The sequence below is a fragment of the Weizmannia acidilactici genome (assembly GCF_008974185.1).
Lineage (GTDB): Bacteria > Bacillota > Bacilli > Bacillales > Bacillaceae_C > Weizmannia > Weizmannia acidilactici.
Genome location: NZ_BKZP01000012.1, coordinates 67,855 through 80,840, shown reverse-complemented (window position 1 = coordinate 80,840; position 12,986 = coordinate 67,855). Strand labels below are relative to the sequence as shown.

Here is a 12,986-nt window from a genome sequence, read left to right as displayed (position 1 = left end):
AGGCTGGCAAGGATCGCGCTGTTGGTTGAAGCTTTCTGCCGGAGCAGGAGATGGGAACCGGGATCGACATTGACATATTTAGTAACGGTTTTGGTTGAAGCATTGGTTATTTTAGTTGATGATAAATATTGTGCACTGACATAGCCTGTTTTTCCCAGCGCCCTCACTTTAGACCAGCCATTCGCTGTTGAGTATACGGTAACACTCGTCCCTCTTGGCAGTCTTGCTAAAATGGATCCTTTCGTTGAGGCTTTTGAACGCAAAAGCAGTGAGGATCCTTGATCTACCTTTACGTATTTTGTTGCCGTTTCGGCAGCAACTGCAGCCGGATGCAGGAACTTGGTTATCGCATTGCCCGATGGTTTCTGGACAGCTTTCGTAAAAGCTGGGGTAGACATAACGGCAAAGCATAACGTTGGGATGACTAAACTTTTTTTCATCTCAATCCCCTTTCATAAAATTTTTTCAGGGCCGTAATCTCCAAAATTATCATCTGAGTGCCCTTTCAATCTATTATATCGGAAACCTCATGAAATTTTTAACAATAAATAGAGAAACAGGTATTTTCAATCTGAAACATAAGCGCTTCTATTTAAGGAATACAATGAATAAAAATAGAAGAAATGCGATAAGAAATAAAATTAGGATATAAATTTTGAATACAAAAGGAGCGTGAAACTTTGAAGAAAACCATGCTGGTCACTGGTATTCTGCTTTTAGCAGCTTTCCTTGTGTTTGTGAATTTACGGAAACCGTTCTCATTCGATGAAAAAAATACAACAGAGAAAAAAGAACATGCCGTTACAAAGGCACAAACCGTATCCACTGCCCCGAAAGCAGAAGAAGGAAAGCCGGCGCCGGATTTTGAATTAACGAATGTACGAGGACAATCCGTAAAGCTGTCCGATTTTAAAGGAAAAAAAGTAATATTGAATTTTTGGGCTTCCTGGTGTCCACCCTGTAAAGCCGAGATGCCGGATATGCAGAAGTTTTATGAAAAAAACCAAGATGTGGAGATATTGGCTGTCAATTTAACCAATGCGGAAACCAATGAGAACGCCCCATTAAATTTCGTGAAAAAAAACGGCCTTACTTTCCAAATCCTGTATGATCTAAACGGATCCGTCAGCAGCCGGTACAAGGCTTTCACCATTCCTACCAGTTATATTATTGATTTTAAAGGGATCATCACGCATAAAATCATCGGGCCGATGGATGAAAAAACGATGGCGGAGTTGACAGCGGATATAGAATAAAGAATAGGAAAAATGGATGACAGAAGAAGAATTATCCCTGAAAAAATGAGAAAGGGCTTATCGTTTGGCAAGCCCTTTTTTGGATGACATATTAAACGGATTTGCTGATTTTATCCAATACAGACAGGCCATTGCCAAATTTGCACATGGCGTCGCAGTCGCATCTTAAATCTTTAAATAAAATATACGAAATGGGTACAGATTCGGCTTTCTTGAAAGAGGGCCTTAACAATTGGGCTTGGATTTCTTTTTCTCTTTTTTCCGGGGCCACTAAATAGAGCCGGCAATCTTTTTCAATAGAAAGGGAGAGATCATTGAGTCTTAAAATACCCGAATAGATGGTGGTGCTTTTTTCTACCTCAAAGCCGCTTACGATATTGTTTCCATTGTCCAGCCAAAGTACATCGATAAGGGAAATGGTACCATATACGGCAGGCGGGACATGATTTAACTCCAGGTGTTTAATGGAGAGCTCACCTAAACTTACACCGTTCCATTTTCTTTTATGGTCATTGCGTGCTATCCACACTTTGTAGCCTAAAGCCCGCCCTAATTTGGCAAGATCATATTGCATTTCTGAATGGGAGTTTTCCTCCGCCATATCTTTCTCTACTTCTTTATGTCGGCGTGCAATTGCTTTTACCTGCTTATCCAGTTCATTTTGTAATACAAGTTTTGCATTTTCATCGATGACTAAACGGTTCGATCCGATTTCAAAGAGAAGGCCGGCGAAAGCGCCCAAATCTTTGGACAGCATGTTACGGTATTCCTGATTTTTAAAGAGAATAATCTCCCTCATTTTTAAATACTCAGGCCAGGAGCCGAGTTTAATTTTTTGGCTGAACAGCAAATTAAAGCCTTTCACAATGGCTGTATTAAACGGAGGAAATAAAGTCGGATGCAAAAAATAGATTATATTTGCAACAGCCGGTCCTAGCCCTTTTATGTTGTATCCATTCAATTCACGTATTTCATCCAAAACTTGTTTTTCATTTGTTGCATTCAGGCACGCTTTCAAAAACCGCCCGAACGCTTTTTTGTTTGCCTCATTTTCGTAAATATCCGGGATACGCAGTTTTGGTTTCCAAAAAAATGCATGGGCGGCGCCTTCAAATATTTGTTTCTGTTCTGATATCGCCGTCACTACCGTTTCTAAACTGGAACCTTTAAAATCATTTCCAAACTTGCCTTCTTCAATTTCATCTATAACCTTTGCCAGGCTTTTTCTAATGGACCGGAAAGCTTTTAATCTATCATCATTATTTAAGAACCAAGTGTGGTATACGGACTCGGGGTCATTTTTATAGGTGTTGATGATGTCTTCCATTGATAAAACTCCTTTTTAAAAATGGCAATTTTACTAAATTATACTAATATTATATCTAAAAAATAGAGGCGGGGAACGAGTGGTAAAGAAAAAATTTGTTACAGAGACAATTGATGATAAAAAATGAAGTAATCCACACTGTCTAATTATGAGATAAAAAATCTTTTTGGGTCCACAACCCCTTATACCCCACTCCCCAAACGGTGATCAAAGTATGATATACCGAAAACCGGCATTTCTCAGCTTGTTCTGGACGTTGCGGATATTCCTCGAAAAACAAAGAATTAGTTGGAAGCCATTACAGGCCAATATAAGCATGTTTAAGGAATTTTTTAGAAAAAGGTGATACATTAAGTATGAAGATCGAAATATAATTTGGAGAGCGAAAATTAAAAATGAAAGGATGCTTGTCTATGCATATGTGGTACAATGAGTACGGTGGATACGGCATGATGGGCGTTTTCGGGATGATTGGCATGATCGTCCAGCTGTTGATTTTCATATTAATTATTTATTTGATTGTAATTGGCATTAAAAAAGTAAGCGAAAAAGATTTCGGGGTTCATCCGAAAGAAGACCGTAGCCTGGAAATATTGCGGGAACGGTATGCAAAAGGCGAGATCACGGAAGAAGAATTTAAGAAAATGAAGAAAGACTTGGCGGAATAAGGGGCTGCAATTGGCTCCTTTTTCGTTAAATTTTATTGACAATATACCTATAGGGGTATAAAATGAGTTTTGTAAATACCAAGTTAAATAAAAATCAAATTATTTTTTGGTTTCCAATATACCTATATGGGTATTTAGACAGATCATTAGGAGGTAAATATCATGGCTGTAAAGAAAGTGATCATCGTAGGAGGTGTAGCCGGCGGGGCAACCGCTGCCGCCAGACTCAGAAGGCTGAGTGAAGACATCCAAATCGTTCTTGTGGAACGCGGTGAATACATCTCTTTCGCAAACTGTGGATTGCCGTACTATATCGGCGAAACGATCAAGGACCGCAGCAATCTTCTTGTGCAGACGGTTGAGGGCATGTCGAAACGGTTCAATATAGATATCCGCACTTTAAGCGAAGTAACAAAAATTGATCCGGAGAAGAAGGCTGTCACCATACAAAACTTGCGGACCAATGAAGTGTACGAAGAAACGTACGACAAGCTGCTCTTGTCCCCGGGTGCACGCCCGATTGTGCCGCCTGTTCCGGGGCTGGGAGAAAACAAAACGCTCTTTACGCTTCGCAATATCCCGGATACGGATCGCATCAAAAACTTTGTGGATCAGGAAAAACCGGAACGTGCAGTGATTATTGGCGGCGGTTTTATCGGCCTTGAAATGTCGGAAAACCTTGCACATCGCGGGATTCAAGTGACAATCGTAGAGATGGCAAACCAAGTGATGGCGCCAATCGATTATGAAATGGCGAGCCTTGTACACAACCATTTGAAAGAAAAAGGCGTCCGCCTTGTGTTGGAAAACGGGCTTCAAGCTTTTGCAAATGAAGGAAAAAAAGTGATTTTATCAGACGGGACAGAAATTGAAACGGATATGACGATTTTGGCGATCGGCGTCCGTCCGGAAAACCAATTGGCAAAGGATACGGGCCTTGCTTTGGGCGGGCGCGGCGGCATTGTTGTTAACGAATACTTGCAAACTTCAAATGAAGATATTTACGCAGTCGGTGATGCGGTAGAAGTTGTGGATTACATCAACGGAAACAAGACAATGATCCCGCTTGCGGGACCGGCAAACCGGCAAGGGCGCATTGCCGCCAATAACATCATGGGCAAAAAGGAAAAATACGAGGGGACGCTCGGCACTTCGATTGCAAAAGTATTTGACCTCTCTGTTGCGGTAACCGGCAATAACGAAAAAACGCTGAAACGGCTTGGCGTGTCATACGAAGTCGTCCATATTCATCCGAGTTCGCATGCCGGCTATTATCCGGGCGCCACGCCGATTTCCTTGAAACTGATTTTTGACAAAGATACTGGAAAAATTTTCGGAGCACAGGCGGTCGGTACGGACGGCGCTGATAAACGGATCGATGTCATTGCGACGGCCATTAAAGGCGGCTTAACTGTTGAAGATTTGACGAACCTGGAACTTTCCTATGCTCCGCCATATTCTTCTGCGAAAGACCCGGTCAACATGGCTGGCTATGTCGCTACCAATCTCATGAACGGGGAACTCGAACATGTCCAGTGGCATGAAATTGACAAGATCATTGAAGATGACGGGATTTTGATAGACGTCCGGGAACCGATAGAACGCGAATTCGGCCATATCAAAGGATCGATCAATATTCCGCTGAACGAATTAAGGGACAGGCTCGATGAAATTCCGAAAGACAAAACCGTTTATGTCAGCTGCCAGGTTGGTTTGCGCGGCTATTTGGCTACGAGGATTCTGAAAAACAACGGTTTTGACGTGAAAAACGTGGACGGTGGATGGAAAACATACTCCGGCGTGTTTGGAAGCAACATTGAAAATGACAGCAAAACGACTGTGAATGACAGAGGCGAAACGGAAGTTACAGGTGAAGTACAGGCGGATAAAGTACTGGATGTGAGCGGTCTGGTTTGCCCGATGCCGGTGATCCGCTTGAAAAAAGGCATCGAAACAATTAAAAGCGGCGAAGTGCTTGAACTGCATGCAACAGACAGAGGCGCGCTCAATGATCTTCCGGCATGGTCAAGAAATGCAGGCCATCAAATTTTGAAAACCGAACAAGACGGACCAACGATTAAATTCTGGATTCAGAAAAAATAATAGCGGAGGCGCAATATGACGATCTTAAATATTGTCATCCTGGTATTGATCGTGCTGCTTGTGATTCCCCGCCTGATCCCGGCAAAAGGGGTCAGGCAGATCACCACAGCAACGTTAAAGAATGAATTAAAAGATAAAGGGAAGCAATTTATTGATGTGCGAACGCCTGCAGAGTTCAAAGGGAACCACATCAAAGAATTTAAAAACATCCCTTTGCACCAGCTGGCCGAAAAATCCGCACAGCTTTCGAAAGACAAAGAAGTGGTGGTCATCTGCCGAAGCGGGATGAGAAGCAGCAAAGCATGCAAAATTTTAAAGAAACAGGGATTTAAGCAGATCACAAATGTAAAAGGCGGCATGTCAGCGTGGAGATAGCTTGGGATGCCAGATACCCCTCCCTGTATAATTCGGGCAGTCCACTGATAAATAGGTAAGAAGTGCTGATATGTATTGAATTTCCGCTGATATTTTCCAAAAACCGCTGATAAAAGCATGAGAACCGCTGATTTTTTATGAAACAGCATTGGAGATACCCCTTGTAAAACAAAAAGGAGAGAAGACAGATGAACAATGTAACAGTTTATACTACGACGCATTGCCCGTTTTGCGCGATGCTAAAAAACTTTTTAAACGGACAGAACATTCCTTACAGAGAAGTAAATGTGGAAAGGGACCCTGCGATGATGCGGAAACTTGTCGCAACAACCGGGCAGATTGGCGTTCCACAAACCGAAATCAACGGCAAATGGGTGATCGGTTTTGACCCGGAAGGCATTATGCAGGCATTACAAAATTGAGGAGAGATGAAACATGGGAAAAGTAGCGATCATTGCAAGCAACGGCGGATTGTTTGATGCCTATAAAGTATTTAACATTGCAACAGCAGGGGCAGCGTCCGACATGGAGGTGGCCATCTTTTTCACATTTGAAGGATTGAACCTCATCCATAAAGAAGTGCATAAAAATTTGCCGATGCCGGAAGGAAAAGAAAACTATGCGGAAGGTTTTGCGAAAAGCAACACCCCTTCTATTCCTGAACTCGTTGAAATAGCAAAAGACCTGGGTGTAAAATTCATCGCCTGCCAGATGACAATGGATGTCATGGGCCTGAAGAAAGAAGATTTTATCGACGGCACTGAAGTCGGCGGCGCTGTCACTTTTCTCGAATACGCAAAAGATGCGGATGTAACGCTGGCGTTTTGAAAAAGAGCGGAGACTCTCCCTCGAGTCCCCGCTCTTTTTTATTGAATTTCAATCCTTTTTCCGGATGAACCTTCTTTCGTTTTCTTCGGGATGTTGATTTTCAGGACGCCGTTATCAAGGGTGGCGCTGATTTCGTCTTCTTTAATATTGTCGACATAGAACTGCCGGACGAATTCGCCGTAGCGGCGTTCCTGCCGAATGACTTTATTTTTTTCGTCTTTGCTTTCTTCCATTTGGTCGCGTTTTGCGCGGATCGTTAAATAGTTATTGTTCACATCAATCGTAATGTCTTCTTTGGAAAAGCCAGGCAATTCCGCTTCAACGAGATAAGCATCTTCTTTTTCAGTAATATCTGTCCGGAACGAGTTGGCATTACCGTTGAACGGTGTTAAAGCATTTGTGTCAAACATATCATTGAAGGTCTTAAGCATACGTTCGAAAACATCTTCATTCCTTCTGAATGGCATTAAATCAAACATCTCAAAATCCCTCCTTCTACTTACACTATCATTATACCCTGCTGAAATCGGTTTAAAACAAAGATACTATTCAAAATAAATTTGTTCACAAAAGCGTCAAAACTTATTAATAGAACTCCTGCACAAAAAAACGTTAAGATGATACCGAACATAAAAATAACAAAAAGCAGGGGTAATATGAAAAAGAGAGTATGGATAACAGCCATTATCCTATTGGCTATCGTGATCATCGGGGGTGCCGTTTTTTACAGTTGGCACGTGAAAAAGAGCGCGGAGCAAAAAGACGCGCAGCATCCTGCACTGCCGATTCCGGCGGTGCTTAAAGACACCAATCCGGATCCGGATGTGGCGGATTTCACTTTAACCGCACAGCATGGCAAAAAAGAATTTATAGCTGGAAAAACGTCAACGACATACGGGTATAACGGCAATTATTTAGGTCCTGTGATCAGGGTGAGAAAAGGCGAAAAGGTCAATATGACAGTAAAAAACGACTTAAAAGAAGTGACAACGGTACACTGGCATGGCCTTCTGGTACCGGGTTCCGCAGACGGAGGCCCACATAATACGATTTTGCCGGGCAAAACGTGGAAAGTCAGCTTTACCGTAAGCCAGCAGGCAGCCACGCTTTGGTACCATCCGCACCCGATGGGAAAGACGGGTGAACAGGTTTATAAAGGCCTGGCCGGGCTGATTTATGTCGATGATCAAAATTCGGAGAAACTAGATATCCCGAAAGACTACGGAAAAAACGATTTTCCGCTCGTGCTGCAGGACCGCCGTTTTACGAAAAACGGGCAATTGTCCTATAAATTGGACATGAACGACCAAGTATTCGGCTTTCAGGGCACGACCGAACTCGTCAACGGCGTAATCCAGCCGCAATTGACAGTCAAACGCGGTCTTGTCCGCCTCCGGATTTTAAACGGCTCAAACGGCAGGACGTATAATCTGCACCTAAGCGGCAACCAAACATTTACGCAAATTGCATCTGACGGCGGGTTCCTTGCATCGCCGGTGAAAATGAAAAAACTGACACTTTCAGCCGGAGAGCGCGCGGAAATCCTTGTTGATTTTTCCAAGCTAAGAGACGGCGGTATGCTCCAGTTGAAAAACGGAAAAGAAACGCTGATGTATTTTAAAGTTAAAGGCAAATACACAAAATCTTACAGCGTCCCAAGGAAACTTGCAACCATTAAGAAAATCCCGGATTCAAAAGCGGTCAAAACCCGCAAATTTGTGATGAGCGGCATGGGCCCGAATGTCAGCATCAACGGCAAGCAAATGGATATGAACCACATTGATGAAACAGTGAAACTGCATTCCATCGAAATTTGGGAAATCAAAAACGCTTCAACTTCCATGGGGACGAAAAAAATGGTGCACCCGTTCCATGTCCACGGTGTCCAGTTCCAGATTTTGAGCATAAACGGCAAAACGCCGCCTGCAAATGAGCAGGGCTGGAAAGATACAGTGCTCGTCAATCCGGGAGATACGGTGAAAGTGATAATGCGGTTCCCGTTTAAAGGCATTTATATGTATCACTGCCATATCCTCGAACATGAAGACCTTGGCATGATGGGGCAGTTTGAAGTGAAATAAGCCAGAAAGGGAGTTCTCGCAAAAGTCCTTTTTAAACAAGAAAACCCGTTGAGAAATTACTTTTTCTCAAAGGGTTTTCTTGTTTAGAGCAAAATTTTCCCGAGGAAACGGTTCAGAGAAGCTTTGTCAGGATCATTAGAGCAAAAATCTCTGGAGAAACGGCTTTGAGAAGCTGTGTCACGACCGTTAGAGCAAAATTCCTACTTAAATGGGGCTTTTGGGACAGCTCCGTTACGCTTTCAGTGAAAAATCTTCTACTCCGCCAAATGTACCGCCAAATAAAACAGTGCAATGCCTTCCGCTGTTTTCGGATCAATGCCCGTGACTTCGGTGATTTGCTTCAGCCTGTAATGGAGCGTATTAATATGCACATGGAGCTGTGCGGCTGTTTCTTTCAGCGACAGGTTGTTTGCAAGATAGGCTTGCAATGTTTCTGCGAGGCCCGCATGTTCCTGCAGTTTCGCGATTGTTTTTTGCAAATACTCCTGGCGCGCCTCTTCCGACACTTCTTCTATCAGCAGATCAAGGAGCAGGTCTTCATAAAACACAATACCGCCTTTTTTTCCGGCAACTTTCAAAGCTTTCTGTGCTTCTTTGAACGACTGGCGGATCACATATGTATCGGCTGTTTTTCCGACCCCGACTGCGCAATTTGGCGCAAATCGCCGCTTAAAATCTTCCAATTGCCCATAAAACCGTTCTTTTGAAAACGGCGCTTCCACGCTTTTCAGCAGCAAAAACAACCCCGGACCCCAGTGCACAATCATGTCGCGGTCCGTTTCAATATAGGATTGCAGCCGTTCAAATATTTCTGTTTCCCCCGATGGCGGCACCGCCATTTTTAAAAAACAGCAGATGTGAGGCACCTGCATCGGAATCCCAAGCATCAGTCCCCGTTCAACGAAATGCTGGTCATACGCCTTTACTGTCGCCCATTCGTAGAAATATGCCTCGAGCCCCCTCGTTTTGGACTGTGCTTGTTCAGCATGGACGGTTTCCTGAATAATAAGCTCCGTCAGCCGGCGGATCAGCTCCGCATAATGTTCGACTTCTTTCGGATTGCCGGTGACGCCGATAACGCCAATCGTCCTCCCTTCGAACCGGATCGGCATATTGATCCCCATCCGCACCCCTTCCATTTGCGCCGCCATTTCTTCATCAATATACAATTTTTTGTTCGTTTGAAAAACTTTCTGTGCCCCCATATGGAAGTTTCCAATCCGGTCTTTTTGCGTCGAGGCCATGATCACCCCGTTTTCGTCCACAACAATAATATCCTCATCCATCACCGACTGCACTTCATTCACGATTTTTCCGGCAATTTTTGGAAACAACAGCATGTTGACCACCTTTGTATATAAATTTAAAAATCAACCAATAGTAACCGCTAAACTTTGTATTTTTATCTATATCATTCTTGCACTTTTAGCTTTATCATAAAATGAAGCACAAAACAATATTTTTCTCGTTAAAATATTGAAAATTTGCAGAACGGGGGGAAGGTTTGATGATTCAAGCCGATATAAAAGAAAAACTGCAGCAAATTGTTGGCCCGGAAAATTACGATGATTCGAAGGCGGGCAGGCTTGTGTATTCGTATGATGCAAGCCCGCAGTTTCAGTCAATGCCGGATGCGGTCGTGGCGCCGCGCAATAAAGAAGAAGTGCAGAAAATCGTAAAAATTTGCAACAAACACCGGATTCCTATTGTGCCGCGCGGGTCGGGCTCCAACCTTTGTGCCGGCACATGCCCGATAGAAGGCGGCATCGTGCTGTTGTTTAAGCATATGAACAAGATTTTGGAAATTGATGAAGAAAATCTGACGGTGACGGTGCAGCCCGGCGTCATTACGCTTGATATGATCAAAGCGGTTGAAGAAAAGGGGCTGTTTTACCCGCCGGACCCAAGTTCCATGAAAATCTCGACGATCGGCGGCAATATAAATGAAAATTCGGGTGGCTTGCGCGGCTTGAAATACGGTGTGACGCGCGATTATGTGCTGGCGCTTGAAGCCGTGCTCGCAAACGGTGAGATCATCCGCACCGGGGGCAAGCTGGCAAAAGATGTGGCCGGTTATGATTTGACGCGGCTTTTGGTCGGCTCGGAAGGTACTTTGGCCATTCTTACGGAAGCGACCTTGAAACTTGTGCCGATGCCGGAAACGAAAAAGACGATGCTTGCACTCTATCAGGATATCGAAGCGTGCGCGCAAACGGTATCCAATATTATCGCCAGCCGGATCATCCCGGCGACACTGGAATTTCTGGACCAGCCGACGCTGCAGGCGGTGGAAGCTTTTGCGCACATCGGGCTGCCTACGAATGTAAAAGCTGTGCTTTTAATTGAGCAGGATGGGCCGGAAGAAGTTGTTGAACGCGATATTGAAAAAATGGCGGAAATCTGCCGCGCAGAAAAGGCGGTGGATGTCCAGGTGGCAAAGTCCCCTGAGCATGCGGAAGCGCTGATGACGGCAAGAAGGACCGCTTTATCCGCGCTCGCCCGGCTGAAACCGACAACGATTTTGGAAGATGCGACCGTGCCGCGCTCGGAAATTGCAAAAATGGTTGTCGCGATTAATGGGATTGCCGAAAAATACGGGCTCAATATCGGGACATTCGGCCATGCTGGGGACGGGAACCTGCACCCAACCTGCCTCGCCGATATCCGGGATAAAGATGAAATGGAGCGGGTAGAAAAAGCGTTTGCGGAAATTTTCCAAAAAGCGATTGAACTCGGCGGGACCATTACCGGTGAGCATGGCGTCGGCGTAGCAAAAGCGCCGTATTTGGAATGGAAGCTCGGGCATACAGGCATTGAAGTAATGAAGGCGATTAAAAATGCGCTTGATCCGAACCATATTTTAAATCCAGGCAAAGTCTTTGCAAAAGAAACAAATCGTGTGGTGATGATGAAATGATTACAGCAGAACAACAAAAGGAAATTCAGAAAAAATTTAAAGAACGGATGGATCAGGATCAGCTGCTCAACTGCATGCGATGCGGCTTCTGCCTGCCGTCATGCCCGACGTATATTGAATCCGGATTCAAGGAATCCCATTCGCCGCGGGGGCGTATTGCATTAATGAAGGCGATGGTGGACGGAATAATTGAACCGGATGAAGATGTCGAACGCACATTGAATTTATGCCTCGGATGCCGGGCGTGCGAATCTGTGTGCCCGTCCGGCGTCAATTATGGGCATTTGCTGGAAGAAGCGCGCGACATTATCCAACAGAGCAAGAAAAAGAAGCAGTCCCTGCCGGTGAAAGTGCTCCGCAAAGCGGTTTTTGAAGAGCTGTTCCTGCATCAGAACCGGATGCGATTTTTAACGGGGCTGATCGGGTTTTACCAGCGGAGCGGCCTGCAAAAAGTGGCGCATGCAACCGGCGCCTTGAAGCTTTTGCCGAAAAACCTTGCTTCCATGGAAAAAGTGCTGCCGAAAATCCCGACGATGAAAGAAATGAAACATCGCCCGTCGCACTTGATGCCAAAAAAAGACGTGAAAAAACGCGTCGCCTTTTTTACTGGCTGCCTGATGGATACGATGTTTATGAAAACGAATGATGCGACGATGAAACTGCTCAAGATGGCAGGCTGTGAGATTGTCATCCCGCAAAACCAGGAATGCTGCGGCGCGCTGCACGGGCACGGCGGTGAGAAAGAAATGGCAAAAGACCTGGCAAAGCGCAATATCCGGGCTTTTGAAGATCTGAATGTTGACTATATTATTACGAACGCCGGGGGATGCGGCGCGTATTTAATTGACTACGGCAACCTTTTAAAAGATGACCCGGAATGGGCGGAACGGGCAGCCGAATTTTCAAGTAAAGTGAAAGATATTTCGGCTGTTCTTGTGGAATTGGGCTTCCATAAACGGAAACTCAGCTTGCCTGAGCAGGTAGTGACGTACCAGGATTCATGCCATTTGCGCAATGTGATGAAAACTTTTTCGGAACCGCGGCTTTTGCTGAAGTCGATCGAAAATGTTGAGTACCGGGAAATGAAAGAAGCGGACCACTGCTGCGGATCAGCCGGGATTTACAATATTGTAGAATCTGAGATGTCAATGCAGATTTTAGACCATAAAATGGAAAATGCAAAAGCAACACACGCCGAAACGATTGTCACCGCCAACCCGGGCTGCCTTCTGCAGATGAAGCTCGGCATTGAACGGTTGGGCTTGTCCGGAAAAGTGCGTGCAGTGCATATTGCGGATCTGCTGCTTGAAGCGGTGGAGGCTGAAGCTGAAGCGGCGGCAGTTATTAAATAATCGCGATTGATTAAGGAAGCCGGATCGACTGACATTCGAACCGGCTTTAATGGTATTCAACCCTCTTATGCGTACTCAG

13 protein-coding genes are annotated in these 12,986 nt (G+C 44.7%); 9 read left to right on the top strand and 4 right to left on the bottom strand.

Going from position 1 to position 12,986, the window contains the following annotated elements:
• Nucleotides 1–440, bottom strand: a 440-nt coding sequence (locus BpJC4_RS07285) for an SH3 domain-containing protein (RefSeq protein WP_151697716.1), incomplete at its 3' end; no start/stop codon positions are given.
• A gap of 240 nt (nt 441–680) precedes the next feature.
• Here BpJC4_RS07285 and BpJC4_RS07280 point away from each other — a divergent pair.
• Nucleotides 681–1,256: a peroxiredoxin family protein gene (locus BpJC4_RS07280; protein ID WP_172968350.1), complete on the top strand. Its 576-nt coding sequence runs from the start codon at nt 681–683 to the stop codon at nt 1,254–1,256.
• A 91-nt stretch (nt 1,257–1,347) separates the two neighbouring features.
• Here the strand turns inward: BpJC4_RS07280 and BpJC4_RS07275 are convergent, their stop codons facing one another.
• Complete coding sequence (locus BpJC4_RS07275) at nt 1,348–2,583, bottom strand: type II restriction enzyme NmeDI-related protein (protein ID WP_151697715.1); 1,236 nt, start codon at nt 2,581–2,583, stop codon at nt 1,348–1,350.
• A 413-nt stretch (nt 2,584–2,996) separates the two neighbouring features.
• On the opposite strand from BpJC4_RS07275, the gene BpJC4_RS07270 reads away from it, so the two are divergent.
• From BpJC4_RS07270 to BpJC4_RS07250, 5 genes are all read left to right on the top strand, one after another.
• A complete protein-coding gene (locus BpJC4_RS07270; RefSeq protein WP_014097942.1) occupies nt 2,997–3,251 on the top strand; it encodes an SHOCT domain-containing protein in 255 nt (84 codons plus the stop codon).
• A 162-nt stretch (nt 3,252–3,413) separates the two neighbouring features.
• Nucleotides 3,414–5,354: a CoA-disulfide reductase gene (locus BpJC4_RS07265; RefSeq protein ID WP_026683220.1), complete on the top strand. Its 1,941-nt coding sequence runs from the start codon at nt 3,414–3,416 to the stop codon at nt 5,352–5,354.
• A 15-nt stretch (nt 5,355–5,369) separates the two neighbouring features.
• Nucleotides 5,370–5,729 (top strand): rhodanese-like domain-containing protein, encoded by a 360-nt coding sequence (locus BpJC4_RS07260; RefSeq protein WP_151679784.1) that lies wholly within the window; start codon nt 5,370–5,372, stop codon nt 5,727–5,729.
• Nucleotides 5,730–5,917: 188 nt separating this feature from the next.
• Nucleotides 5,918–6,151: a glutaredoxin family protein gene (locus BpJC4_RS07255; protein ID WP_013859725.1), complete on the top strand. Its 234-nt coding sequence runs from the start codon at nt 5,918–5,920 to the stop codon at nt 6,149–6,151.
• A gap of 13 nt (nt 6,152–6,164) precedes the next feature.
• Nucleotides 6,165–6,557, top strand: coding sequence for a DsrE/DsrF/DrsH-like family protein (locus BpJC4_RS07250; RefSeq protein WP_013859724.1), 393 nt, complete (start codon nt 6,165–6,167; stop codon nt 6,555–6,557).
• 38 nt (nt 6,558–6,595) lie between these two features.
• Here the strand turns inward: BpJC4_RS07250 and BpJC4_RS07245 are convergent, their stop codons facing one another.
• Nucleotides 6,596–7,036 (bottom strand): Hsp20/alpha crystallin family protein, encoded by a 441-nt coding sequence (locus BpJC4_RS07245; RefSeq protein WP_013859723.1) that lies wholly within the window; start codon nt 7,034–7,036, stop codon nt 6,596–6,598.
• 177 nt (nt 7,037–7,213) lie between these two features.
• Between BpJC4_RS07245 and BpJC4_RS07240 the strand changes: the two genes are divergently transcribed.
• A complete protein-coding gene (locus BpJC4_RS07240; RefSeq protein ID WP_014097945.1) occupies nt 7,214–8,638 on the top strand; it encodes a multicopper oxidase family protein in 1,425 nt (474 codons plus the stop codon).
• 254 nt (nt 8,639–8,892) lie between these two features.
• On the opposite strand, the gene BpJC4_RS07235 is transcribed toward BpJC4_RS07240, so the two are convergent.
• A complete protein-coding gene (locus tag BpJC4_RS07235) occupies nt 8,893–9,978 on the bottom strand; it encodes a CdaR family transcriptional regulator (protein WP_151679785.1) in 1,086 nt (361 codons plus the stop codon).
• 167 nt (nt 9,979–10,145) lie between these two features.
• Here BpJC4_RS07235 and glcD point away from each other — a divergent pair, with 167 nt between their 5' ends.
• Together glcD and BpJC4_RS07225 are read left to right on the top strand one after the other, a co-directional pair.
• Nucleotides 10,146–11,555: a glycolate oxidase subunit GlcD gene (gene glcD, locus BpJC4_RS07230; RefSeq protein WP_151679786.1), complete on the top strand. Its 1,410-nt coding sequence runs from the start codon at nt 10,146–10,148 to the stop codon at nt 11,553–11,555.
• Nucleotides 11,552–12,907: a (Fe-S)-binding protein gene (locus BpJC4_RS07225; protein ID WP_371862163.1), complete on the top strand. Its 1,356-nt coding sequence runs from the start codon at nt 11,552–11,554 to the stop codon at nt 12,905–12,907. The genes glcD and BpJC4_RS07225 overlap by 4 nt, the downstream gene beginning before the upstream one ends.
• Nucleotides 12,908–12,986 lie beyond the last annotated feature (79 nt).